This window comes from Methylobacterium aerolatum (assembly GCF_022179085.1).
Classification (GTDB): domain Bacteria; phylum Pseudomonadota; class Alphaproteobacteria; order Rhizobiales; family Beijerinckiaceae; genus Methylobacterium; species Methylobacterium aerolatum.
The window spans coordinates 180,080-203,974 of sequence record NZ_BPQE01000017.1 but is presented as its reverse complement, the minus strand read 5'-3'; the positions used below and the strand labels follow the sequence as shown (position 1 = coordinate 203,974).

Below are 23,895 nucleotides of genomic sequence, written 5' to 3'. Positions count from 1 at the left end.
CCCATGGCGAAAAAGATCGTATTCCTCGACCGGGAATCGCTCGATGCGACGCTGAAGCCCTTCAGCTTCGAGAACGAGTACGTCGAGCATGAATCGACCTGGACGCCGGAGGACACGGTCGCGCGGCTGCAGGGCGCCGAGATCGCCCTCATCAACAAGGTACCGATGCGCGCCGAGGTGCTGAAGCAGCTCCCGGACCTCAAGCTCATCGCGGTGGCCGCCACCGGCACGGACGTGGTCGACAAGGCCCAGGCGAAGGCTCAAGGGGTCACCGTCGTCAACATCCGCAACTACGCCTTCAACACCGTGCCCGAGCACGTGATCGGCCTGATGTTCGCCCTGCGCCGGGCGATCGTGCCGTACGCGAATTCGGTGAAGCGGGGCGATTGGGCGAAGTCGGCCCAGTTCTGCTACTTCGACTACCCGATCTACGACATCGCGGGCTCGACGCTCGGCATCATCGGCTACGGGGCGCTGGGCAAGTCCATCGCCAAGCGGGCCGAGGCGCTGGGCATGAAGGTGCTCGCCTACGACACCTTCCCGCAGGAGGGCCTCTCGGATTTCGAGACGGTGCTCACGCAATCCGACGTCATCACCCTGCACGTCCCGCTGACGCCGGAGACGAAGGGCCTGATCGGCGCCGCCGAACTCAAGCGGATGAAGAAGCGCGCCATCCTCATCAACACCGCCCGCGGCGGCCTGGTGGACGAGGCGGCGCTCCTCGCGGCCCTCAAGGACGGCACCATCGCCGGCGCCGGCTTCGACGTGGTGGCGCAGGAGCCGCCCCGCGACGGCAACATCCTCTGCGAGGCCGACCTGCCGAACCTCATCGTCACGCCCCACGTCGCCTGGGCGAGCAAGGAGGCGATGCAGATCCTCGCCGACCAGCTCGTCGACAACGTCGACGCGTTCGTGGCGGGCAAGCCGCAGAACGTGGTCGAGGGGTGACGCCGGGCGCCTTCGTCCCGCCCGCCCCGGCACTCCCCCTCCCCCTTGTGGGGAGGGGCTAGGGGTGGGGGTGGTGCAGAAGGCACCGCTGCGACACCTCCGGCACCACCCCCACCTCCGGCTCCTCCCCACAAGGGGGAGGAGAGACCCGCGATTGTTTTCTGAAGGCCGCGAGACACGATGAAAAAGCTGCTGTTCCAGTTCGACACCGATGTTGCCCCGAGCGTCTTCGACGTGGTGGTGGGCTACGATGGTGGGGCCGACCACATCACCGGCTACGGCAACGTCACGCCGGACAATGTCGGCGCCTATGTCGACGGGACGATCTACACCCGTGGCGGCTCCGAGAAGAAGTCGACCGCGATCTTCGTCGGCGGCGGCTCCATGGCCGACGGCGAGGCGGTGTTCGAGGCGGTGAAGAAGCGGTTCTTCGGCCCGTTCCGCGTCTCCTGCATGCTCGATTCGAACGGCTCGAACACCACCGCCGCCGCGGGCGTCGCCCTGGTGGCCAAGGCCGCCGGTTCGCTCCAGGGCAAGACCGCCGTGGTCCTGGCGGGCACCGGCCCGGTGGGCATGCGCTCGGCCGCGCTGCTGGCGGGCGAAGGCGCCGACGTGACGATCGCCGGCCGGGCGCTCGACAAGACGCAAGCCGCCGCGGACGCCATCAACAAGCGCTTCAAGGTGAACGTGAAGGCCGCCGCGACGCCGGACGAGGCCTCCCGCATCGCGCTGGCCAAGGGCAAGAACCTGATCTTCTCCGCCGGCGCCATCGGCGTCGAACTGCTGCCGGAATCGGCCTGGGCCGAGGACTCGGCCGTGCAGTTCCTGGCCGACTACAACGCCCAGCCCCCGACGGGCATCGGCGGCCTCGACGCCATGGACAAGGGCAAGGAGCGCCACGGCAAGTCGGCCTTCGGCGCCCTCGGCATCGGCGGGCTGAAGCTCAAGCTGCACCGGGCCTGCATCGGCAAGCTGTTCGAGAGCACCGACAAGGTGTTCGACGCCGAGGAGATCTACGCGCTCGCCAAGGAGATGGCATGATGGGCGACAAGACTCAGCCGGAGAACGACTCGATCCAGACGTTCCTGACGGAACTCGCCAGCGCCGCCCCCACCCCCGGCGGCGGCGGCGCGGCAGCCATCTCCGGGGCCATGGGCGCGGCCCTGGTCTCGATGGTGTGCAACCTGACCATCGGCAAGAAGAAGTATGTCGAGGTCGAGGCCGAGTTGAAGGACGTGCTGGCCCGCTCCGAGGGCCTGCGCGCCGGCCTCACCGGCATGATCGCCCAGGACGTCGCCGCCTTCGACGCGGTGATGGGCGCCTACGGCCTGCCGAAGGGCACCGACGAGGAGAAGGACGCCCGCAACACGGCCATCCAGGCGGCGCTGAAGGAGGCGTGCGACGTGCCGTTGTCCTGCGTGCGGGCCTGCAAGGCGGTGATCGACCTCGCGGCGGTGACGGCGGACAAGGGCAACCTCAACGTGGTGTCGGATGCGGGCGTCGCGGTGCTCTCGGCCTATGCCGGCCTGCGCAGCGCGGCGCTCAACGTCTACGTCAACGCCAAGGGCCTGGACGACCGGGACTTCGCGCAGGAGCGCCTGGACGAACTGGAGCAGATCCTCGCCGAGGCCGGGCCTCTGTCGGAGAAGGTGTACGAGGTGGTGAAGGCCAAGGTGAACTGACATCCCCCTTCCCTCCCCCCTCTGCGGGGGAGGGTGGCGCCGGCGTCAGCCGGGGTCGGGAGAGGGGAACCCGGCGTCAGGACGAGGCGGAGCGTGTGCTGAGGGTGGCGCTAGGTCTTGCACCGTCGCTCCCCTATCCCGACCCCCTGACGGGGGCCACCCTCCCCCGCAGAGGGGGGAGCGACTCGCGCGTCGGCATGGGCGGGGCCAACTGGTCTTTCCTCGGAGACTCGAAATCAAAGCCGGGCGCTTCACGTGTCCGGCTTTCGTCGTTTCAAGCATCTCGCACCGCAGCAATGAATTCGATTCGTGTTGCGACCGCGAGAAAGCCTCGCTCAGACGGTGAGCAAAAAAGTTTGACGGGCGCAGATCTTCAATCCCAGTAAAATGAACGGCGTTGAGGGTCGGGAAGAAGACTCCGAGGAGGCGCCGGATGGACGTCCACGAATATCAAGCGAAGGAGCTGCTGGCGAGCTTCGGCGTCGCCGTGCCGAAGGGTGCGATCGCCTTCAGCCCCGACCAAGCGGTGTATGCGGCCACCGAACTCGGCGGCTCGTTCTGGGCGGTGAAGGCGCAGATCCACGCCGGCGCCCGGGGCAAGGCAGGCGGCATCAAGCTCTGCCGCACCTACAACGAGGTGCGCGACTCCGCCAAGGAACTGCTCGGCAAGCGCCTCGTGACCCACCAGACCGGCCCCGAGGGCAAGCCGGTCCAGCGCGTCTACGTCGAAACCGCCGACCCCTTCGAGCGCGAGTTGTATCTCGGCTTCGTCCTCGACCGGAAGGCGGAGCGCGTGCGCGTCATCGCCAGCCAGCGCGGCGGCATGGAGATCGAGCAGATCGCCGCCGAGGAGCCCGAGGCCCTGATCCAGGTGGTGGTCGAGCCCGCCGTCGGCCTGCAGCAGTTCCAGGCGCGCGAGATCGCCTTCAAGCTCGGCCTCAATATCAAGCAGGTTGCCGCCGCCGTGAAGACGATCATGAACGCCTACCGGGCGTTCCGCGATTGCGACGGCACGATGCTGGAGATCAACCCGCTCGTCGTCACCAAGGACGACCGGGTGCTGGCGCTCGACGCCAAGATGTCCTTCGACGACAACGCCCTGTTCCGCCGTCCCGGCATCGCCGACATGCACGACCCCTCGCAGGGCGATCCCCGCGAGGCCCAGGCCGCCGAGCACAACCTCAGCTACATTGGCCTGGAGGGCGAGATCGGCTGCATCGTCAACGGCGCCGGGCTCGCCATGGCCACCATGGACATGATCAAGCACGCGGGCGGCGACCCGGCAAACTTTCTGGACGTCGGCGGCGGCGCGAGCCCCGAGCGCGTGGCCACGGCCTTCCGGCTGGTGCTCTCCGACCGCAACGTGAAGGCGATCCTCGTCAACATCTTCGCCGGCATCAACCGCTGCGACTGGGTGGCAGAGGGCGTGGTCAAGGCGGCCCGCGAGGTGAAGATCGACGTGCCGCTCGTGGTGCGCCTCGCCGGCACGAACGTCGAGGCCGGGCGCAAGATCCTGGCCGAGAGCGGGCTCGACCTCATCACCGCGGACACGCTGACCGAGGCCGCCCGCAAGGCGGTCGAGGCCTGCAACGCCGCCAAGAACAGCCGCTGAGCCAGGGGGGGAATCAGCCCATGAGCATCCTCATCGACGAAACCACCCCGATCCTCGTCCAGGGCATCACCGGCGACAAGGGCACCTTCCACGCCAAGGAGATGCTGGATTACGGCTCGAACGTCGTGGCCGGCGTCACCCCGGGCAAGGGCGGCAAGACCCATCTCGGCCTGCCGGTGTTCAACACGGTCAAGGAGGCCGTGGAGGCCACCGGGGCCACCACCTCGATCACCTTCGTCGCCCCGCCCTTCGCGGCGGACGCGATCATGGAGGCGGCGGATGCGGGCCTGCGCCTCGTCTGCTCCATCACCGACGGCATCCCCGCCCAGGACATGATGCGGGTGAAGCGCTACCTCTACCGCTACCCGAAGGAGAAGCGGACGATGGTGGTGGGCCCGAACTGCGCGGGCATCATCTCGCCCGGCAAGTCGATGCTCGGCATCATGCCCGGCCACATCTACCTGAAGGGCAATGTCGGCGTGATCTCCCGGTCCGGCACCCTGGGCTACGAGGCCGCCTCGCAGCTCAAGGAACTCGGCCTCGGCATCTCCACCTCCGTGGGCATCGGCGGCGACCCGATCAACGGCTCGTCCTTCCTCGATCACCTCGCCCTGTTCGAGACCGATCCGGAGACCGACGCGGTGCTGATGATCGGCGAGATCGGCGGTCCGCAGGAGGCCGAGGCCTCGGCCTGGATCCGGGACAACATGTCGAAGCCGGTGATCGGCTTCGTCGCCGGGCTCACCGCCCCGAAGGGCCGCCGCATGGGCCATGCGGGGGCGATCATCTCGGCGACCGGCGACAGCGCCGCCGAGAAGGCCGAGATCATGAAGAGCTACGGCCTCACCGTCGCGCCCGATCCCGGCTCCTTCGGCCAGACGGTGGCCGACGTGCTCGCCCGGGCGGCGTAGCGGCTTCTCCCCTCCCCCCTCCATGGGGGGAGGATGGGGCTGGACGACGAGCCGCCTCCCGCCGTCGGCCTCAGCCTGAGGTGCCCGCTTCAGCGGGCCTCGAAGGGGGCCTCCAGACTGCGCGGCGATCTCTGGATCCCTCCTTCGAGGCGGCTGTCGCCGCACCTCAGGATGAGGTCGGGGCAGGGATCACGCTCACCGTCTGGAAACAGGCAGCGAACTCAGAGACGACCGACAAGGAAAGAAGGGCTCCCCTATGCCCACCACGCTCCACGCCACACCCTCCGCCCCGGTCACGGGCTTCGCGCCGCCGGTCATCACCGGCACCTCCTCGGAGGGCGCCCTCGACATCCTGTTCCAGGCGCTGCTCGACGTCGCCCGGCGGCATGATCCCGAGTTGGAGACCGTGTTGCACGGCACGGCGGACATCTCGCGCTTCTCGCCGGAGATGCTGGCGCGCGCCCTCCAGGTGCAGGGCATCTGGTTCCAGCTCATCTCCATCGCCGAGCAGAACGCCGCCATGCGCCGCCGCCGCCACACGGAGCGGACGGAGGGGCGCGCGGCGCTCGGCGGCTCCTTCGCCAAGGTCTTCGCCGAGGCCCGCGCCCGGGGCATCGCGCCCGACCGGATCCAGGCCCTGCTCAAGGACCTGCGCATCCGCCCGACCATCACCGCCCATCCCACCGAGGGGAAGCGGGTGACGGTGCTAGAGAAGTTCCGCCGGATCTACCTCGTGCTCCGCGAGCTCGAGATGCCGCGCTGGACCGACCGTGAGCGCAACGGCCTGATGAACGAGCTGCGCGACCAGATCGAGCTCGTGTGGATGACCGGCGAGTTGCACCTGGAGAAGGCGACCGTCGAGCGGGAGGTCGCCTGGGGGCTGCACTTCTTCGACGAGTCCCTGTTCGAGATGTTGCCCGAAACGCTGGAATCCCTGGAGGAATCGCTCCGCGAGACCTACCCGGACACGGCGTTCACGGTCCCGCCCTTCTTCCAGTTCGGCTCGTGGATCGGCGGCGACCGCGACGGCAATCCCTTCGTGACCGCGGCCGTCACCCGCACGACCCTGCAGCGCAACGCGCTGGCCTCGCTCAGCCGCTACCAAGACGGCGTGCGCGAACTCGGCCGCACCCTCTCCCTCACCGAACGGACCCTGCCGGTGCCGCCGGGCTTCCGCGAGGCGCTGAGCGCGCAACTCGCCGAGAGCGGGCAGGCGCGGGCGATCGAGCGGCGCAACCCCGGCGAGCCCTACCGCCAGTACCTCACCTGCGTGTTGCGCAAGATCGAGGCGACGATCGCGCGCAACGAGGGCGAGCATCCGTCAGGCCCCGACTATCCCAGCGCCGATGGGCTGATCGAGGATCTGCGGGTGCTGGAACGCGGCCTCGCCGACGCGCAGTGCGAGGCGCTGGCCCGGGACCTCGTGCGCCCGGTGCGGCGGATGGTGGAGATCTTCCGATTCTCCACGGTGCGCCTCGACCTACGCGAGAACACCACCCGCACCACCGACACGCTCCGCGCCCTGTGGAAGCAGGAGAACGGCGACGGCGAGCCCCCCGCCCTCGATAGCCCCCAGTGGCGGACGTGGCTGGAGGCCGGCCTCGCGCGGCCGCGGAACCCGGAGCGGTCCTTCGAGAACCTGCCCGACGCCGCCCGCGAGACGCTGGCCACCTTCGCCCTCGTCGCGGAGATGCGCGAGAACCTCGACCGGGAGGCCTTCGGCGCCTTCGTCCTGTCCATGACCCGCTCGGTGCCGGACATCCTCGGCGCCTACCTGCTGGCCAAGGAGGCGGGGGTGTTCCTCGACGCCTCGGGGACCGAGATCTGCGCCCTGCCGATCGTCCCCCTGTTCGAGACCATCGACGACCTGCGCGCCGCGCCCGCCATCATGCGTGACCTGCTCGGCGTGCCGGTGGTGCGCCGCTCCACCCGCTGGCAGGGCGGGGTGCAGGAGGTGATGATCGGCTATTCCGATTCGAACAAGGACGGCGGCTTCGTCGCGGCGAACTGGGAGCTCTACAAGGCCCAGAGCAAGCTCACCCGGCTCGGCCAGGAACTGGGCGTGCCGATCGCCTTCTTCCACGGGCGCGGCGGCTCGGTGAGCCGGGGCGGCGTGCCGACCCATCGCGGCATCGCCGCCCAGCCGCCGGGCTCGATCCGGGGGCGCTTCCGCATCACCGAGCAGGGCGAGGTCGTCTCGTTCAAATACGCCAACCGGGGCACCGCCGCCTACCAGATGGAGCTGCTCGCGGCCTCGGTCTTCGAGCACGCGCTGGCGGGCGACGGCACCGGCAACGGCAGCGTCGCGGGCCACGACGACGCCCTGGAGGCGCTGGCGGGCGCCTCGCGGGCGGCCTACGTCAACCTGCTCAACACGGAGGGCCTCGTCGATTACTTCCAGGCCGCGAGCCCGCTCGACGAGATCGCGCTGCTCAACATCGGCTCCCGCCCCGCCCGGCGCTTCGGCGCCCGCTCGCTCTCCGACCTGCGGGCGATCCCCTGGGTGTTCGCGTGGTCGCAGAACCGGCACGTCATCACCGGCTGGTACGGCGTCGGCTCGGGGCTCGCGAGCTTCCTCGACGTCCGGGGCCGGGAGGGCGAGGCGACCCTGAAGCGGCTCTTCGCCGACTCGCGGGTGCTGCGCCTCGTGCTGGACGAGGTGGAGAAGACCCTGCTGATGGTCGATCTCGACATCGCCCGCGCCTATGCCGGCCTCGTGCCGGATGCGGGCATCCGCGACCGGATCTTTTCCGCCATCGAGGCCGAGTACGCCCTGACGCGGGAGATGGTGCTGCGCGTGAGCGGCGGCTCGGAACTCGCCGAGCGCTTCCCCCTGTTCCGCGACCGGCTGAAGGGCCGGTTGCCGACGATCAATCAAGTGTCCCGTGAGCAGGTCGAACTCTTGGCCCGCTTCCGCAGCGAGACGGACGAGGACCGGAAGGAGGCCGTGAAGTCGGCCCTCCTCCTGTCGATCAACTGCATCGCCGTGGGCTTCGGGGCGACGGGGTGAGACCCCTTCAGCCCACATCGTTGCGAGCGTGAGCGAAGCGATCCAGGGCAGCGGGACATTCCCGAACGTATCGCATCCCTGGATTGCTTCGCTCTGCTCGCAATGACGGATTGAGCCCTGTCTGAAACCGCCAGGAACACCAGTTCACCCCCCGGCGCGCCCCAACCCCACCCGCGCGGGAACAGACCACCCGAAGGAGGAATACCGATATGAGCTTCACCCTGATCCAGCAGGCCAAGGCGCGCCTGCACCGCTCGGAACTCGCGGTTCCCGGCTCGAACCCGACCTTCATGGAGAAGTCGGCCTCCTCGGCCGCCGACGTGATCTTCCTCGACCTCGAGGACGCCGTGGCGCCCGACGACAAGGAGCAGGCCCGCAAGAACATCATCCAGGCGTTGAACGACCTGGATTGGGGCAACAAGACCATGATGATCCGCATCAACGGTCTCGACACCCACTACATGTACCGGGACGTGGTGGACATCGTGGAGGCCTGCCCGCGCCTCGACATGATCCTGATCCCCAAGGTCGGCGTGCCGGCCGACGTCTACGCCATCGACGTGCTCACCACCCAGATCGAGCAGGCCAAGAAGCGCGAGAAGAAGATCGGCTTCGAGGTGCTGATCGAGACCGCGCTGGGCATGGCCAACGTGGAGGCGATCGCGCAATCCTCCAAGCGTCTGGAGGCGATGTCCTTCGGCGTGGCCGACTACGCCGCCTCGACCCGCGCCCGCTCCACCGTGATCGGCGGCGTGAACCCCGACTTCTCGGTGCTGACCGACAAGGACGAGTCCGGCAACCGCCAGACCCACTGGCAGGACCCGTGGCTCTTCGCCCAGAACCGGATGCTGGTGGCCTGCCGCGCCTACGGCCTGCGCCCGATCGACGGCCCCTTCGGCGACTTCTCCGATCCCGACGGCTACCGCTCGGCGGCCCGTCGCTGCTCGGCGCTGGGCTTCGAGGGCAAGTGGGCGATCCACCCGAGCCAGATCGACCTCGCCAACGAGGTGTTCACCCCCTCCGAGGCGGAAGTGACCAAGGCCCGCCGCATCCTCGAAGCGATGCAGGAGGCCGCCAAGGCCGGGCGCGGCGCCGTCTCGCTGGATGGCCGCCTCATCGACATCGCCTCGATCCGCATGGCCGAGGCGCTGATCGAGAAGGCCGACGCGATGAAGTGAGGAAGAGAGGAGGCGCGACCGCAGTTGCACCTCCTCGCAGTCCCTTGATAGGAAAACTCTCTCGGGCCTCACCAGCCCGCCCGTGACGGCCGCACGCGGTCGGTTGCGGCCGGGAGTGAAGCGAATGGTTATCGCTTTGTCGATCGTCAGGAATGGAAACGGCGGAGTGGAGAGTTCAGCTCCGCCTCGCCGTTCACGTTTTCGCTCTGACGTGGCTAAACCCTAACGGGTAATCGCCAGGAACCGGCTCCACTCCCGAATGATAAGCGAAGTCATTCGCTCCGCCAAGAACCATGGCTCCCAGCCACCACCGTCTTTGCGAGCGCAGTGTAACCTTTCAGGGCGGAGAGACACCTTAGTGTCTGGCCGGAAAGTAGCTGACTCTTATCCCACCCCCCCTCATCCTGAGGTGCAGCGAAGCCGCCTCGAAGGAGGCCTCCAGAAGGCTGCGCGATCCCTGGATGTCTCCTTCGAGGCCTTCGCTGCGCTCCGGCACCTCAGGATGAGGGGGGGTGGGAAAAGAGCTGACTGTCCGGCCAGACTCTTAGGACGGGACGGATTTCCGGATGGCTTCGCTGCACTCGCGTAGACGAGCCTCGACCTAAAACGGCCGGTCGTCCGGCAACCGCGCTGCCGCGACCTCCTCCGGCGTGGGGTCCCGCAGCGGCCTGATCCCGTCCCGCCAGTCGGGCGCAATCAGCCCCAGCCGCGCGAATCCGTCGAGCCAGCCGTCCATCGGCCAGATCCCGTGGCGGGCGTGGAAGCGCGCCGCGTTCTTCGCGATATCGCGAAAATGCTGCAGCGGCGGGTCGTAGCCGGGATGGTGCTGGTGGAAGGCCCGGGGGCCGCCGAGGAAGAGGGTCGGCACGCCCAGCGCCTCCGCCCGGAAGGCGAGGTCCGTGTCCTCGGCGCCGTAGCCGGAAAAGCTCTCGTCGAACCCGCCGAGCCGGTCGTAGGTCGCGGCCCGCACGGCGAAGGCGAGCGACCAGAACAGGCCGGGCTGCGGCGAGGGAATGATCCCCGTCTCGGGGAAGTGCCGCACCGGGTGCAGGTGTCCCACCCGGTCGAGGTCGGCCTCCCGCCAGCCGTCCCGCACCGCGCCGGCGGGCAGGTAGCGCACGGCGCAGCAGACCAGCCCGTCCCGTTCCGCGACCGCCGCCGCAAGGCCCGTCACGAGGTCGGCCGAGGGGATGCAATCGACATCGAGGAAGATCAGCGTCCCGGCCTCGCCGGCCGCCCGGCGGCCCGCGTTGCGGGCGGCGGCGAGCGGCAACCCGGCGCTCGCGAAGGGGACGCGCTCCACGGGGAAGGGCAAGGCGGGCAACGGCCGGTCGTCCCCGCCCATCTCCACGACGATGCAGCGATCCGGCGCCTGTCCCCGCGCCAGCCCTTCGAGGAGCCGCGCGAGATGCGCGCCCCGCCCCTTGTTCAGGGTGACGACCGCGACGCTCATCCCCGGATCGCCACGAAGCGCTCGAAGGGACCGCAGAGGCGATCGATCATCTCCGGTTCCAGGCGGAAGCCGGTGGGGTCGTCGTGGATGAGGTCGCTCGTCTGCGATTCGTGGGCGCCCACCGCCTTGGCCTTGGTGGCGCGGAAGGCCGATACGTCGAGGCGCAGCCCCTCCGGCGCGGCGCCGACCTCGGTCTCCGGCGGCAGGGTCCAGCCCCAGACGGGATATTCGTAGATCCGCACCGCCGGCAGGTTCTTCCGCGCCAGGGCGACGATGGCGGCGGCGGCCTTGTGGTCGCAATGGGGATCGTGCCGCCACGTCACGAAGACCGCGCTGGCCCGGCAGGCGCTTGCCGCCTCGACGATGGCGGCGGCGGCGTCCTCGGCCCGGCGGCCCTCGCTCGGCACGTGGGCATCGGGCAGGCGCAGGAAGGTGACGGCGCCGGGATCCATCCCGAGCACCGTCACGGCCCGGCGGGTCTCGTCCTCGCGCAGGTCCCGGAGCCGCGCCGGCGGGTAGAGCTCCGAATGGGTGTGCGAGCCGCAGCCGTCGCTCACCACCACGAGCCGCACGTCCCGGCCGGCCGCGCGGGCGGCGGCGATGAGGCCGCCGCAGCCGAGGCTCTCGTCGTCGGGGTGGGGGGCAACGACCACCAACCCGCCCTCGCCGGCAAGGGTCGCGAGGTCGGCCAGGGGCAACAGGTCGGCCGCGGCAAGGAAAGCGTCGGCGCGCATGGCGAAGGGAACTCCCGCACTCGGTGGTGGGAGCCACGCTATCGGGCGGGCCGGCTGAACGGCGTGTGAGCGCGTGCTAGCGATCGTTCTCGGTGGTCAGGTTTGTCAGGCGGGTCCCCTCATCGACGCCGTGGGCCTCGCTGAGCGTCACGCCCTGCTGGGGCGGTTCGCTAAACACGATGCCCGCCCCCGTGAGGGCGCTGCGCAGGGCCTCGATCTGCCCCGAGGGCGGATCGCCGTAACCGGCCTCGAAATCGCGGACGAGACCCTCGTCGCAGCCCGAACGGCGGGCGAGGTCGGCCTCGGACCAGCCGAGGAGGCCCCGCGCCGCCCGCGCCTGGGCCGGGCTCATGGCCGGCGCGGCCGCTCCGCTCTGCACCCCTTCGTCCGATCCCGTCACGCGATCCTCCGTGTCTGGTTAATCCACAACGGCTAACGAACGGCAACGTTTCCGGATTGCCCCGGCCGTGATCATAATTGTGCTGAAATTCGACGGCATCGGTCACGCCGTGAGCCCGGCGCCCTGGCGCTCGGGGCGACCCTGGAAGGCTCAGGAGGCCTTCCGGCCAGCGACAAGCGCCGCGGCGCGACGAGGGGACAGAACGATGAGAGCGGTGCTGATCGCCACGCTCGCCTGCGCCGTAACGGCCGGAGCCGTCACGGTTTCCTCGCAGGCGCAGGCCCAGATGGGCGGTGGCCCGATGACCGGATTCGGCAAGGGCTATCGCCGGCCCGGCGGCGAGGAGCAGAAGGCGCCGCAATACGTGCCGGGCGCCCGGGGCGCCGAGAAGAACTTCCCCCTCGACTCCACCTGGACGGCGGTGAGCCTCAACGGCAAGCCCTTCGGCGGCGCCGACCGGCCGAGCTTCATCATCGACAAGCAGTACCGCGCCCGTGGCTACGGCGGCTGCAACACCTTCGCGGCGACGGCCTTCCCCCTCAAGGAGCAGCACATCGCCGTGGGTCCGCTCGCCCTCACCAAGAAGGCCTGCGACAAGGCCCAGGCCGCGAGCGAGCAGGCTTTCCTGATCGCCCTGCGCACGGCGGCCGTGTGGGACCTCGTGGGTCCGCAGCTCGTCCTCAAGAGCCCGAACGGCGAGCTTCGCTTCGACCGCGCCCTCTGAGGCGCGTGCCGGGACCGATCAAGAATCTGTTCATGACGTTGGGAAAAGGCCACCCGGCTTCAGGCGGCCTTCAGAGCTTCGGGTATTGTCTGTCCCCTGTGAGAAGGGGGCCGTCATGCCGGTCGGATTCGGGTCTGGACAGGTCGAGGGGCACGGACGGGGCATGGCCCCTGCGGCTTCGGCACCGGCGACCGTGGCCCCGGCGCGGCTCGCCGGCCCGAGCGGGTTCCACCCCCTGGCCCTGTGGATCGCGGCGGGGTGCCCCGTGGCGGCGACGCTGATGCTGCTCTCCCGGCTGGCCGCCTGACCGTCCCCCGTCCGGGCCCCGCCCGGTCCCATACCTCCCCGCGGGGACAGACACGCCCCTGCGCCGGAACATGCGATTGAGCCCCCTGCCCGAGTCCGAAGAGACCCAGCCGAGACCAGTGCGCGGACGCTGGCTTCTCGGCCTCGTGCCGCCCCTCCTGCTCGCGGGGGCCTGGGAGGCCGGGGTCGATTCGGGCTTCGTCTCGGGCCGCCTCCTGCCCCCGCCGAGCCGCATCGGCGCGACCCTGTGGTCGTTGGCGGCCTCGGGCGATCTGGCGATGCATGTGGAGGCGACCCTCGTGCGCGTCGGCCTCGGCTTCGCCCTCGGGGCCGGGGCGGGCATCCTGGCCGGCGCCCTGGTGGCCACGCTGCCGCGCCTGCGCGCCCTGATCGATCCGTCCCTCCAGGCCCTGCGCGCCGTGCCGTCCCTGGCCTGGGTGCCTCTGTTCATCCTGTGGTTCGGGATCCTGGAGACGCCGAAGGTTCTGCTCATCGCGGTCGGGGTGTTCTTCCCGGTCTATGTCGGCGTGGCGGGGGCCATCGCCTCCGTGGACCGCAAGCTCGTCGAGGTCGGCCGCATCTTCCGCCTGTCCAAGGCGGCGCAGGTCCGGCGCATCCTGCTGCCCGCCGTGCTGCCCGCCACCCTCACCGCCCTGCGCACGGGATTGGGGCTGGGCTTCCTGTTCGTGGTGGCGGCGGAACTGATGGGCGCGTCCGAGGGACTCGGCTACCTGCTGGTCGATGGCCAGCAATTCGGCAAGCCGGACCAGATCCTGGCCGCGATCATCGCCTTCGCGGTGGTCGGCAAGCTCGCCGACGCCCTGCTCGTGACCCTGACCTCACCCCTGGTGCGCTGGCAGGACACGGCGCGGGACAGCCTCTGACGGGCACGGGGGAAGCGCCCGCCTCAGCCGGATGTCCGCCGGTCCTCCCGCGGATCCCGGGCTTCCTCCTTGCCCGGCTCGTCCTTGTCCCGGCCGGGCTTGGGCGGATCGGTCAGGGGATAGAGTTCGGCAAGGCCTGCCGCCACGCCGTATAGGACGGGGTTGGCGTTCAGACCCTGCCGGGGCGGATGAAGGTTCGTCTTACGCATCGTCGTGATCCCGCCCCGGCGGCGCACCGCGACGGGCAATCATCTCAGTGCCGGTAATGTCGAACCGTCAATGCCGAAGTCGCGACTTCGTTGCATCGTCCCGCGAATATTTGTGCGCCCTGAGCTATTTCAACCTACGGAAGTGCGAAGACAGGGACAGTTGAATGTAAATTGCTCATCCCCGGCGGCGGAGAACGACGTCCCGCGGCAGCAGGCTCAGGGGGCAGGCGTCGGGGACCACGGACATCGTCACCGCGCTCGGGCATTGCGCCCGGCAGGAGAGCGACGCCGCGATCTGATCCCGGCCGCAGGCGGTCGCGAAGCAGAGCTTGCCGAGATCCTCGCAGGTGGCCCGGAATCGGCCGAGGGGCGGCTGCGGCACGCCGAGATCGGCCGAGGCGGCGGGCGCAGCACCGAGCAACCCGAGGGCGAGGACCATGGCGATTCGGATCATCGTCGCTCTCCCGGGAGATTCGGGCCCGCGCGCGGCGGCGGCCCGGCCGATCGCGCATACCGGGAGTTGCGGCGCCGGTCACGCCGGGTCCGCGCGAGTCTCCGCGTGGAGCGGGCGGGATCTGGCAGGCGGCGCGCGCCTGTGCCATTCCCGTGACAGGGGACCTCCTCCCCGCTTGTGCCCCTGCGGAGCGCGGCGTGCTCGCCATCACCGGCCTGACCAAGACCTACGCCGACGGGACCCGTGCCCTCGAGCGCCTGGACCTCAGCGTCCCGCCGGGCGAGATCCTGGCGCTGATCGGTGGCTCCGGCTGCGGGAAGACCACCCTGTTGCGGCTCATCGCCGGCCTGGATCGCACGAGCGCGGGCACGATCAGCCTGGACGGCGAGCCCATCGGCGGCCCCCATCCGGGCGTCGGCCTCGTGTTCCAGGAGCCGCGCCTGCTGCCCTGGCTCGACGTGGCCGCCAATGTCGGCTTCGGCCTGACGCACCTGCGCGGGGCCGAGCGCCGGGAGCGGGTGGCCCATGCCCTCGACCGGGTCGGCCTCGCCGACCATGCCGGCCGCTGGCCCCGCGACCTCTCGGGCGGGCAGCAGCAGCGGGTTTCCATCGCCCGCGCCTTCGTCGCGGAGCCGCGCGTGCTCCTCCTCGACGAACCGTTTTCGGCGCTCGACGCCTTCACCCGCAAGGATCTGCACCGCCACCTGCTCGCCCTCTGGACCGAGCACAAGCCGACGGTCATCCTCGTGACCCACGATGTCGGGGAGGCGGTGGCGCTCGCCGACCGGGCGGTGGTGATGCGGCCCCGGCCGGGCCGCCTCGACGGCACCGTCCACCTCGCCCTGCCCCGCCCGCGCGATCCGGCCGATCCGCGCAGCGAGGCGGCCTCGCGGGCCATCCTCGCCGCCCTCGACCGGTCCCTGAAACCCGAGTCGCCCCGCTCCGAAGCGAGCCCCACCCAGGCGAACTGGTGGTAGGGTTCACCACCTCCCCGCGAAGAGACTGTCCATGCCCCTCTACGCCCTCGACGCGCACGAGCCCCAGGTCGCCGATCCGGAGCGCCTCTGGCTCGCCCCGGATGCGCAGGTGATCGGCCAGGTCAGCCTCGGGCTCGACGTCGGCATCTGGTTCGGCGCGATCCTGCGGGGCGACAACGAGCCGATCCGCATCGGCGCCCGCAGCAACGTGCAGGAGGCCGTGGTGATGCATGTCGATCCGGGCTTCCCCCTCACCATTGGGGAGGACGTCACGGTGGGCCACGGCGCCATCGTCCACGGCTGCACCGTGGGTGACGGCTCGCTGATCGGCATGGGCGCGACGATCCTCAACGGCGCCAAGATCGGCCGGGGCTGCCTCGTGGGCGCCAACGCCCTCGTCACCGAGGGCAAGGAATTCCCCGACAACAGCCTGATCGTCGGCGCCCCGGCCAAGGCCGTGCGCATCCTCGACGCGGCGGCGATCGAGGGCCTTCGGCAATCCGCCCTGCGCTATGTCGAGAACGGCCAGCGCTACCGGAAGGGGTTGCGGCGGATCGATAAATAGGAGGGCCGGCCACCTTGGTGTCCGGCCGGAAAGGCGTCGCTCCCTCCGTCATTGCGAGCGCGAGCCGAAGCAAGGACGGTGAGGGTCGGAGGAGGGAAGGACCCTACCCCAGCAGATCGATCAGATACGGAATCAGCGGCTCGTCGGCCGGGGGCATCGGGATGTCGCGCAGCGACTTCGGGCGCACCCACTTGAGCGCTTGCCCCTCCATCGGCCGGGGCGTCCCGGTCCAGCGGCGGCAGACGTAGAGCGGCATCAAGAGGTGAAACTCCGGATAGGCGTGGCTCGCGAAGGTGAGCGGCGCGAGGCAGGGCTCCTCCACCGCGATCCCGAGTTCCTCGTGGAGTTCGCGGATGAGCGTCTCCTCCGGGCGCTCGCCGGGCTCGACCTTGCCGCCGGGAAACTCCCAGAGGCCCGCGAGCTGCTTGCCCGGCGGCCGCTCGCTTACGAGCACGCGGCCATCGGTATCCACCAGGGCCACCGCGACGACCAGCAGGAGACGCATGGCGCTCACGGCTCCAGGGCATAGACGGCGGTGACGGAGGCGGCGGACTCGATCGCCCCCGCCTCCACCGGCACCGGCCGGGCCTTCGGGGCGGCGGCGGTAAGGGCCCGCATTCCCATGGGATAGGGCGGCGTCGGCTCGGCGCCGAGGACGCTCAGGGTGCAGAGCCGCCCGAGCTTCGCCCCCGCCGCCTCCGCCAGAGCGGCGGCCTTGGCCCGCGCGTCTCGCGTGGCCTCGACCTGGAGTTTGGCCGTCACCCCGTCCGGATCGCGCAGACCGAAGGTGATCCCGTCGATGCGGTTCGCCCCGCCCTGGACCATTCGGGCCAGAAGGTCGCCGAGGCGCGTCATGTCGCCGAGGCGCAGGCGGACGGCGTTGCTCGCGACATAGCCGTCCGGCTCCTCCGTCATGCCGCCGCCGGGGCGGGCGACGGTGCGCGTCGCCGGGCGCAGAGTGACGGCGGCCGTACCGATATCAGCGGCGGGGACGTTGGCCTCGCGGGCGAGTGTGGAGACGCTCGCCGCGGCCTTCGAGGCTGCATCGAGGGCTGCGGAGGCGCTGGCGCCCTTGGCCTCGATCCCCACCGCGATCTCCGCGAAATCGGGTGCCTGCGCGGTGGCGGCCCGTCCGACCACGGTGATCCGGCTCGGGCAGGCGGCATCGTCCGCGACCGCCGGGACCGCCATCAGCGCGACGGCGCCTGCAAGGAGAGGGGCCTTCACGAGCGGTAATCCCCGTTAATCTCGATGTAGCCCTTGGTGAGATCGCAGGTCCACACACGGGCCCGGCCCGCGCCGAGGCCGAGATCGACCCGCACCTCCACCTCCGGCTCGCGCATCACCGCGCTCGCCGCCTCCTCGCTGTAGGCGGGATCGCGGGCGCCCTCGACGGCGACGCGCACGTCGCCGAACCAGATGGCCAAGCGGTCGCGGTCTGCGGGCTCGCCCGCCTTGCCCACCGCCATCACCACCCGGCCCCAGTTGGCGTCCTCGCCCGCCACCGCCGTCTTCACCAGGGGCGAGTTGGCGATGGACATCGCGATGCGGTGGGCCGAGGCGTCACTCTCCGCGCCCTCGACCCTCACCGTCACGAACTTGCGCGCGCCCTCGCCGTCGCGGGCGACGAGTTGGGCGAGTTCGATGAGGAGGTCGTCGAGCGCCTGCTTGAACCCGGCGAGCGCCGGGTCACCCGCCTGCCCCACCGGGGCGTGGCCGGCCCGGCCCGTGGCGAAGAGCATGAGCGTGTCGGAGGTCGAGGTGTCGCCATCGACCGTGACGCAGTTGAAGCTGCGGCCCGTGCCCTCCGCCAGCAGGGTCTGGAGGACCGCCTGCGGCAGGGCCGCGTCGGTGAACACGAAGGCGAGCATCGTCGCCATGTCCGGGGCGATCATCCCCGCGCCCTTGGCGATGCCATTGATCCGGACGGTGGTGCCGCCGATCGTGGCCTCGCGGGTGGCGAGCTTGGGGAAGGTGTCGGTGGTCATGATCGCCCGCGCTGCTTCGGCCCAGGCCGCCGATCCGTCGCTGGCGCGGCCGGCGCAATCCGCGAGCACGCCCTCGAACCGCTCGGCGGGCAGCGGCTCGCCGATCACCCCCGTGGAGGCGATGAACACCTCGCCCTCGGCGCAGCCCGCCGCAGCCGCCGCGATGCGGGCCGTGAGGGCGACGGCCTCGCGGCCGAGACGTCCGGTGAAGGCGTTGGCGTTGCCGGAATTGACCACGAGCGCCCGGGCCGACCCGCCCGCCAGGGCATCCCGGCACCAATCGACGGGGGCGGAGGGACACTTGGAGCGCGTGAACACGCCCGCCGCCTGGGTCCCGGCTTCGAGCCCGACATACAGCACGTCCGTCCGGCCGGAATAGCGGATCCCCGCCTGCGCCGTGGCGAGGCGCACGCCGGCCACGGGAGGGAGGTCGGGGTAGCTCGCCGGAGCGAGGGGCGAGACGGGCGACGGCTTGGACGACATCGACGCGGAGGCTCCGTGATCCGGCGGGACGCCCGGCGGCGCGCCGGGCGCGGGTGGTGTTGCCCGCCGAGCCGGTGCCCCGTCAACCGCCGGGCCGACTGCCTCATCCGGCGGCACGCGGAAGTGATGGCGCGGGGTTGGGCACGGACGGTACGGATTGGGGCAATTTGGCGCCTTCCCCCTTGCGCCCGCCGAGCAACTGCTCGTAGCATACCGCAACGCAACGCGAACGGGTGGACTCACGGAAATGGGCTCAACCGACGTCGGCTCCTCCGAGCGGTATTCCGCCGCCTCCGGAGGCTGTTACCGCGTTCAGGTGCTCGTGGTCGGGCACGAGAGGAGCTGGCGCGAGGAGGCGTCCGCGCAGGCGCACCAAGCCGGCTTCCAGGCCACCGTCTGCGATCGCGGCGTCGACGCGATGACGGTGCTGGCCCTCGGGCTGCCCGTCGATGTGATGATCATCGATGCCTCTTTGCAGGGCAGCCTCTGCGGCAGCCGCCTCGCCGTCGAGGCCCGGAATCTCCGGCCCAACCTGCGAATCGTCTTCGCGAGCGACCCCATCGAGGACGACATCGGCGACGTTGTCCCCGACGCCTTCACCATCGAGCGCGAGCAACTCCGCGGGCGCCAGATCGTCGGGACGGTCCGCGAGGTCCTGAGCGGGCGGTACGACTGAGGCGGCGCCAGCTCATTTCGGATGGCTGCGCTCTCGTCGTTGCGACCGCGGCGAGGCAATACAGGAATCCGCCACGTTCCGAGACGTCACGCTACCCTGGCTTGCTCTCTGCGCCCGTAAAAACGGAGCAGTGGGGGCGAACCGGAAATCCCGGGAACGCCCCCCTGAAGCGTTCCGCCGTCACGCCATCGATGGATCGTCGCGACGATCCTCGTCGCGATCCGGGGGCGAACGCCGGTCGAGGAACGAGCGGCCGATGGCGCGCAGCGGCGCGGTGAGGCGCCGGACATCCTCCGCGCGCTCCATGAACTTCTCGCCGTTGCGGATCTCCTTGTCGAGCCGCGCCATGGTGCGGGCGAGCGCCGGATCCTCGTCGTCGAGCCAGACCTGCGTCACCCGGGCGAAAGCGATGACGACGCCCTGAAGCTTGAGCTGGCCCAGCGGTCCCTCCGTATCGATGCCCGCCGCCGCCAGCATGTAGCGGTGCGAATTGAGCATGACGCCGTTGAGGGCGAGCACGGAGAAGGGATCGCCACGCAGCGCGTAGGAGATGCGTCGCAGGGCCGGCTTGTAGGGCGTCATGGCGTCGAGGCGGCGCATCAGCACGTCGAAAAGGCGCTCGCGCGTCGGCTCGTCGGCGAGGTCGGTCCCGTCGCCCTCCAGCACCTTCCGGTCGATGATCCTGGCCAGCCCGCCCAGCACCGCGCCCTTGGAGGGAAAGAGTTCCCGCAACTCCGCCAGGCTGAGATCCGCCTCGCGGGCGATGTCGCCGATCTCGATGTCGCTCCAGGGCTGCTCGGCGGCCAGCCGCATCAACGCCTCCACCGCCGCCTCGCGGGGCGACGCCTTCGGAGCGGCCGGAGCTCCGGTCCGGTCCTGAGCCGGGTCGGTCGAAGAGGATGTCACGGAATCGGATACCTTCGGAGACGCCGACTTGGAGGCTGCGGCGGCTTTCGGGGACGAGGCGGGTCTGGCCGGTGCCTTTGGCGGTGCTTTGGGTGACGACAGCTTGGGCGAATGCGCTTCCTCACGCGGCGGCGTCGCCTTGGCGGAGGTCGCCTCGGGCAAGGCTGCTGCGGCGGGCGTCTTGCGGGTCCGCTTGGTCGGGCCTTTGGATTCGCTCATCGGTCCGTCGTCTGTTCGGGTCTGTCCTGCTCCTCATTTAGGAAGCGGACCGCCCGCTGGCAGGGGGCGCGCGCGGGATGACGCACGGCGGTCCCCGACCGGCCAGGGCATGAGCTGCCCGGCGGGCCGGACTTCAGCCCGACAATTCCCCGGCCCGGCGCTTGGCCGCCGCGACGGCGCGGTTCATCAGGGCGGGCAGGCCGTCCTCCGCCATGAGGACGGCGAGGGCCGCGGCGGTGGTGCCGCCGGGCGAGGTCACGGCCTGCCGGAGGGCGGCGGCCTCGGCCGGATCGGCGTCGAGGAGCGCCCCCGCCCCCGTGACCGTGGCGCGGGCGAGGCGGCGGGCGGTGTCGGCGGGCAGGCCGGCGGCGATTCCCGCCTCGGCCAGGGCCTCGACCATCAGGAAGACGTAGGCCGGGCCGGACCCCGACACGGCCGTCACCGCGTCGATCGACGCCTCGTCGTCGAGCCAGACGGCCGTACCCGTCGCCGCGAGGAGCCCCTCCGCGAAGGCCCGCTGATCCGGGCTCACGGCGGCGTTGGCGAAGGCGCCCGTCGCCCCCCGCCCGATGCTCGCCGGGAGGTTCGGCATGGCCCGCACGACCGCCCCCGCCGAGGGCAGCCGGCCCCGCAGATCCGCGACGGTCTTGCCGGCGAGGACCGAGACCAGCAGCGTCGAGGGGCCGATCAGCCGATCGACGGCATCCGCCGCCGCGTCGAGCCCCTGGGGCTTGACCGCGAGGACGAGCACGTCGGACGGCGTGGGCGACGGGGGATTGAGGGAAACGCCGCGTTCGGCGGCGAGCCGGGTGACGGCCTCGGAGGGGGCGGCATCGAGCACCGTGGTCGAGGCCGGATCGAGCCCGGCATCGAGCCAGCCCAGGAGCATCGCCCCGCCCATCTTGCCCGCGCCGAGCAGCGTCAGCGACGGGGGCATCCCGGCGCTCACGCCTCGCCTTCGGTCTCGAACAGGGTGGCGTCGAGGGCCTCGCGGGCGCTCTTGCCGGCCCAGAGCACGAACTGGAACGCTTGGTAGTAGCGCTCGCAGGCATCGACCGCGCATTTCATCATGGTCGCGCATTGCGGCTGGGTCGGCACGGCGCCGCCCGCCAGCAGCAGCGAGTGGCGGAACATGACGACGTGGTCGCTCGACCACAGATCGAAATGGCCGATCCAGAGTTGCTCGTTCACGAGCCCGATCAGGCGCTGGATCTCCTGGAGCCGCCGCTCGGGCACCTTGAGGTCGAAGGCGCAGGCCACGTGCAGGGCCTCGACATCCTCGATCCACGTGAAGGCGACGTTGTAGTTGGTCCAGCGGCCGGGGCTGGTCACCGACATCTCGTCCGTCTCGGCCCGATCGAAGATCCAGTCGCGCAGCGACGCGAGACGCTCCACGACGTCGAGCGGATGCTCGCTGCGACTCGGATCGTAATAGTCGATGTGAAGCAGCGGCATGACGATCCAGGTTAACGGCGCGGTTCGACTCCGTGCCGGCGCGGTGCTGACATGAAGGGAAGCGCCTCGACGCTTCCGAGATCTTGAGTAAGACGCCCGATCCCGGTGGAAGGCGGCGGAACGACTACGAATCCCTCGCAGTGATCCTTCCGTCTCCCCCGAATCAGTTCGTGACCCAATATAGACCGGGCGCGACTCGCGACACAAAGCCGATTGCGGGGTCAGTGAACAGGAAACGGAATCGCCGCTGCGGCTTCCTGTGCACAAACCTTGGACCGGGGAATCAGGCGCCCTCGCTCAGGCCCGCGGCCCCGGCGGGGCTCGCCGACGGACCCGCCTTCGCCTCCAGGGCGGCCACGCGGGCGGCCAGAGCCTCGTTCTGCGTGCGCAGGCTGGTGACGAGGTCGCGGAGCACGTCCACCTCCTCGCGGGAGGCGACATCGAGGTCGCGGATGAGCCGCTCGGCCTGGGCGCGCACCACCGTCTCGGCTTCCCGGCGCACCCCCTGGGCAGCACCGGCGGCATCGGTCATCAGGCGGGCGAGATCGTCGAACAGGCGGTTGGAGGGGGGCATCGTGCAACTCCCGGCTCGGGCAGCGGGGGCCGCGCCGGCGGCGCTGGCGGACCCGGTGACCGGAGCGCCCCGACATAAGAATCCCGGAGGGCGGGGGCAACGCCGTCCGCGCGCCCATCGCGTCCTCCCCGCCCCGGAGGACGGAGAGGTGCCCCGGGGTTCGGCCCCCGGGATGGCCCCTCCGCGCGGAAGGGGCCGGACGGCTTACATGCCGTTGCGCATCATGCGGCGCTGCATCATCCGGCGCTCCATGTGCCGGTGCATCATGCGGCGCTCCATCCGGCGATGCATCATCCGGCGCTCCATGCGACGGTGCATCATGCGGCGCTCCATCGGGGTCATCGCGACGGTCGTGGTCATGGCCTCGGGGGCGGCGACTCCGGCGGGGGAGGCGGGCACGGCGAGGGCGGGCGTCACAAGGGCAGCGCCGCACAGCGAGGCGAGGGCCGCGACGGTCAGGGTCAGTTTCCTCACGAGGGAGACTCCAATGTTCCGTTTTCCGGGCTCATAGCCCGGTTCATCCTCCCGGAGGGGAGGTTCGGAGGGCAGTCTCGTGCCGCATCGGGCACGGCGGGCCGTGACCGGCCCGCCGCTGGTAACGGTCAAGTCAGAGATTCGTTTCCTCGAAGGCTGCGACCCATTCGGCGCAGATGCCGGAGCGCACGATGTCCGCCCGGGTGAACTCGACCACCGGGATCGGCATCATCCGGCTCTTGATGAGGTGGATCACCGTGCGCAGCCCCGAGGTCTCGCGCAGGTCGGTCTGGGAGACGTCCCCGTTGATGATGACCTGGCAATCGTCGCCGATGCGGGTCAGGAACATCTTGATCTCGTTGGTGGTGGTGTTCTGCGCCTCGTCAAGGATCACGAGGCAGTCCTTGAAGGTCCGCCCGCGCATCACCTCGAAGGGAACGATCTCGATGTCGCCGGCCTTCAGGGCGATCTCGAAGGCCCCGGCGCCCATGCGCTCCTTCATGGCCTCGGTGAGGGGGGCGACCCAGGGGGCGATCTTCTCTTCGAGGGTGCCGGGGAAGAAGCCCAGCGACCGGCCGGAGGGGACGTTCGGCCGGGTGATCACGACCTTGCTGATGCGACGTTGCCGCAACTGATCGGCGGCGCGGGTGCCGGCGATGTAGGTCTTGCCGGTGCCGGCGGGCCCCAGCACGATGACCTGCGGGGAACTGCCCAGGGCCTCAAGATACTCGGCCTGCCGGTCGGTGAGGGGCTGGATGGGACTTAAGTGTCGTTCCTCGTCGAAGCGAGTGCGATGAAGGCGGGCGTTACGGTCGTCAACCAGTTCAAGGCGTGCGCGGCGTCTCTTCATGGGTCAACACTCCAACGGGACGGGCCAACATGGACGTGTCACTGAAACGACGTGTTCTTGTTAAACAGGCCTTCTGCATTGTCTTCGACGGGCCAATTCTTGCAGCTCGTCGAAGTTCCGGGCCGCTCGACGTCGCCTGTGGAGAGCGACGGGTCGCGGGCGGATAACGAAGCCGACCAAGCAACCGACGCACCACGATCGGTCGCGGCCGACGATGAATCAC

The 23,895-nt window shown here is 70.2% G+C and carries 27 protein-coding genes; 13 read left to right on the top strand and 14 right to left on the bottom strand.

Annotated elements, in window-relative coordinates; all coding sequences use genetic code 11:
- Positions 1 to 3: 3 nt before the first annotated feature.
- The 7 genes from MFF06_RS12855 (at position 4) to MFF06_RS12825 (ending at position 9,341) form a co-directional block, all read left to right on the top strand.
- The gene (locus MFF06_RS12855) at positions 4 to 948 is read left to right on the top strand and encodes a D-2-hydroxyacid dehydrogenase (protein WP_238204362.1); all 945 of its coding nucleotides are present in this window, start codon (positions 4 to 6) and stop codon (positions 946 to 948) included.
- A gap of 180 nt (positions 949 to 1,128) precedes the next feature.
- Positions 1,129 to 1,989 carry an NADP-dependent methylenetetrahydromethanopterin/methylenetetrahydrofolate dehydrogenase gene (locus MFF06_RS12850; protein ID WP_238204361.1) on the top strand — a complete coding sequence of 287 codons (861 nt, stop codon included), beginning with the start codon at positions 1,129 to 1,131 and terminating at the stop codon, positions 1,987 to 1,989.
- Positions 1,989 to 2,630, top strand: coding sequence for a methenyltetrahydrofolate cyclohydrolase (gene fchA, locus MFF06_RS12845; RefSeq protein WP_238204360.1), 642 nt, complete (start codon positions 1,989 to 1,991; stop codon positions 2,628 to 2,630). The genes MFF06_RS12850 and fchA overlap by 1 nt, the downstream gene beginning before the upstream one ends.
- Positions 2,631 to 3,063: 433 nt before the next feature.
- Positions 3,064 to 4,242, top strand: a complete 1,179-nt coding sequence (locus MFF06_RS12840; protein WP_238204359.1) for a malate--CoA ligase subunit beta — start codon at positions 3,064 to 3,066, stop codon at positions 4,240 to 4,242.
- A gap of 20 nt (positions 4,243 to 4,262) precedes the next feature.
- Complete coding sequence (gene sucD / locus MFF06_RS12835) at positions 4,263 to 5,153, top strand: succinate--CoA ligase subunit alpha (RefSeq protein WP_238204358.1); 891 nt, start codon at positions 4,263 to 4,265, stop codon at positions 5,151 to 5,153.
- Between the two features lie 256 nt (positions 5,154 to 5,409).
- On the top strand, positions 5,410 to 8,163 hold the full coding sequence (locus tag MFF06_RS12830; RefSeq protein WP_238204357.1) for a phosphoenolpyruvate carboxylase: 2,754 nt from the start codon (positions 5,410 to 5,412) through the stop codon (positions 8,161 to 8,163).
- A 209-nt stretch (positions 8,164 to 8,372) separates the two neighbouring features.
- The gene (locus MFF06_RS12825; protein WP_238204356.1) at positions 8,373 to 9,341 is read left to right on the top strand and encodes an HpcH/HpaI aldolase/citrate lyase family protein; all 969 of its coding nucleotides are present in this window, start codon (positions 8,373 to 8,375) and stop codon (positions 9,339 to 9,341) included.
- A gap of 601 nt (positions 9,342 to 9,942) precedes the next feature.
- Here the strand turns inward: MFF06_RS12825 and MFF06_RS12820 are convergent.
- The 3 genes from MFF06_RS12820 to MFF06_RS12810 all read right to left on the bottom strand — a co-directional run bounded on the left by MFF06_RS12820 (position 9,943) and on the right by MFF06_RS12810 (position 11,880).
- Positions 9,943 to 10,794, bottom strand: coding sequence for a glycosyltransferase family 2 protein (locus MFF06_RS12820; protein ID WP_238204355.1), 852 nt, complete (start codon positions 10,792 to 10,794; stop codon positions 9,943 to 9,945).
- The gene (locus MFF06_RS12815) at positions 10,791 to 11,528 is read right to left on the bottom strand and encodes a PIG-L deacetylase family protein (RefSeq protein WP_238204354.1); all 738 of its coding nucleotides are present in this window, start codon (positions 11,526 to 11,528) and stop codon (positions 10,791 to 10,793) included. Before MFF06_RS12815 ends, MFF06_RS12820 begins: the two co-directional genes overlap by 4 nt.
- 76 nt (positions 11,529 to 11,604) lie before the next feature.
- Complete coding sequence (locus MFF06_RS12810; RefSeq protein WP_306421662.1) at positions 11,605 to 11,880, bottom strand: helix-turn-helix domain-containing protein; 276 nt, start codon at positions 11,878 to 11,880, stop codon at positions 11,605 to 11,607.
- Between the two features lie 253 nt (positions 11,881 to 12,133).
- Between MFF06_RS12810 and MFF06_RS12805 the strand changes: the two genes are divergently transcribed.
- The 3 genes from MFF06_RS12805 (at position 12,134) to MFF06_RS12795 (ending at position 13,842) form a co-directional block, all read left to right on the top strand.
- Positions 12,134 to 12,652 carry an META domain-containing protein gene (locus tag MFF06_RS12805; RefSeq protein WP_238204352.1) on the top strand — a complete coding sequence of 173 codons (519 nt, stop codon included), beginning with the start codon at positions 12,134 to 12,136 and terminating at the stop codon, positions 12,650 to 12,652.
- A 163-nt stretch (positions 12,653 to 12,815) separates the two neighbouring features.
- On the top strand, positions 12,816 to 12,959 hold the full coding sequence (locus MFF06_RS12800; RefSeq protein ID WP_238204351.1) for a hypothetical protein: 144 nt from the start codon (positions 12,816 to 12,818) through the stop codon (positions 12,957 to 12,959).
- Positions 12,960 to 13,029: 70 nt separating this feature from the next.
- On the top strand, positions 13,030 to 13,842 hold the full coding sequence (locus MFF06_RS12795; protein ID WP_370876531.1) for an ABC transporter permease: 813 nt from the start codon (positions 13,030 to 13,032) through the stop codon (positions 13,840 to 13,842).
- Positions 13,843 to 13,865: 23 nt separating this feature from the next.
- On the opposite strand, the gene MFF06_RS12790 is transcribed toward MFF06_RS12795, so the two are convergent.
- Positions 13,866 to 14,051 (bottom strand): hypothetical protein, encoded by a 186-nt coding sequence (locus tag MFF06_RS12790; protein WP_238204348.1) that lies wholly within the window; start codon positions 14,049 to 14,051, stop codon positions 13,866 to 13,868.
- Between the two features lie 175 nt (positions 14,052 to 14,226).
- Positions 14,227 to 14,505 carry a hypothetical protein gene (locus MFF06_RS12785; RefSeq protein ID WP_238204346.1) on the bottom strand — a complete coding sequence of 93 codons (279 nt, stop codon included), beginning with the start codon at positions 14,503 to 14,505 and terminating at the stop codon, positions 14,227 to 14,229.
- A 197-nt stretch (positions 14,506 to 14,702) separates the two neighbouring features.
- On the opposite strand from MFF06_RS12785, the gene MFF06_RS12780 reads away from it, so the two are divergent.
- Both MFF06_RS12780 and MFF06_RS12775 read left to right on the top strand, forming a co-directional pair.
- On the top strand, positions 14,703 to 15,482 hold the full coding sequence (locus MFF06_RS12780; protein WP_238204344.1) for an ABC transporter ATP-binding protein: 780 nt from the start codon (positions 14,703 to 14,705) through the stop codon (positions 15,480 to 15,482).
- A gap of 31 nt (positions 15,483 to 15,513) precedes the next feature.
- Positions 15,514 to 16,047: a gamma carbonic anhydrase family protein gene (locus MFF06_RS12775; RefSeq protein ID WP_238204341.1), complete on the top strand. Its 534-nt coding sequence runs from the start codon at positions 15,514 to 15,516 to the stop codon at positions 16,045 to 16,047.
- Positions 16,048 to 16,150: 103 nt separating this feature from the next.
- Here MFF06_RS12775 and MFF06_RS12770 read toward each other — a convergent pair whose 3' ends face one another.
- The 3 genes from MFF06_RS12770 to argJ are packed head-to-tail and all read right to left on the bottom strand — an operon-like array spanning position 16,151 to position 18,518.
- Entirely contained in the window at positions 16,151 to 16,552 is a 402-nt protein-coding gene (locus MFF06_RS12770; RefSeq protein WP_238204339.1) for a (deoxy)nucleoside triphosphate pyrophosphohydrolase, read from the bottom strand.
- Positions 16,553 to 16,557: 5 nt separating this feature from the next.
- Entirely contained in the window at positions 16,558 to 17,274 is a 717-nt protein-coding gene (locus MFF06_RS12765; protein WP_238204337.1) for an SIMPL domain-containing protein, read from the bottom strand.
- Positions 17,271 to 18,518, bottom strand: coding sequence for a bifunctional glutamate N-acetyltransferase/amino-acid acetyltransferase ArgJ (argJ, locus tag MFF06_RS12760; protein WP_238204335.1), 1,248 nt, complete (start codon positions 18,516 to 18,518; stop codon positions 17,271 to 17,273). The genes MFF06_RS12765 and argJ overlap by 4 nt, the downstream gene beginning before the upstream one ends.
- Before the next feature lie 247 nt (positions 18,519 to 18,765).
- On the opposite strand from argJ, the gene MFF06_RS12755 reads away from it, so the two are divergent.
- Positions 18,766 to 19,194, top strand: coding sequence for a response regulator (locus tag MFF06_RS12755; protein WP_238204332.1), 429 nt, complete (start codon positions 18,766 to 18,768; stop codon positions 19,192 to 19,194).
- 180 nt (positions 19,195 to 19,374) lie between these two features.
- On the opposite strand, the gene MFF06_RS12750 is transcribed toward MFF06_RS12755, so the two are convergent.
- From MFF06_RS12750 to MFF06_RS12720, 6 genes are all read right to left on the bottom strand, one after another.
- The gene (locus MFF06_RS12750) at positions 19,375 to 20,100 is read right to left on the bottom strand and encodes a TetR/AcrR family transcriptional regulator (protein WP_238204331.1); all 726 of its coding nucleotides are present in this window, start codon (positions 20,098 to 20,100) and stop codon (positions 19,375 to 19,377) included.
- 352 nt (positions 20,101 to 20,452) lie between these two features.
- Positions 20,453 to 21,256, bottom strand: coding sequence for a pyrroline-5-carboxylate reductase (gene proC / locus MFF06_RS12745; protein ID WP_238204477.1), 804 nt, complete (start codon positions 21,254 to 21,256; stop codon positions 20,453 to 20,455).
- Between the two features lie 8 nt (positions 21,257 to 21,264).
- Positions 21,265 to 21,774, bottom strand: a complete 510-nt coding sequence (locus tag MFF06_RS12740) for a type III secretion system chaperone family protein (protein WP_238204330.1) — start codon at positions 21,772 to 21,774, stop codon at positions 21,265 to 21,267.
- A gap of 283 nt (positions 21,775 to 22,057) precedes the next feature.
- On the bottom strand, positions 22,058 to 22,348 hold the full coding sequence (locus tag MFF06_RS12735) for an accessory factor UbiK family protein (RefSeq protein WP_238204329.1): 291 nt from the start codon (positions 22,346 to 22,348) through the stop codon (positions 22,058 to 22,060).
- A 204-nt stretch (positions 22,349 to 22,552) separates the two neighbouring features.
- Positions 22,553 to 22,822, bottom strand: coding sequence for a hypothetical protein (locus MFF06_RS12725; protein ID WP_238204328.1), 270 nt, complete (start codon positions 22,820 to 22,822; stop codon positions 22,553 to 22,555).
- A 133-nt stretch (positions 22,823 to 22,955) separates the two neighbouring features.
- Positions 22,956 to 23,672, bottom strand: a complete 717-nt coding sequence (locus MFF06_RS12720; RefSeq protein ID WP_238204326.1) for a PhoH family protein — start codon at positions 23,670 to 23,672, stop codon at positions 22,956 to 22,958.
- Positions 23,673 to 23,895 lie beyond the last annotated feature (223 nt).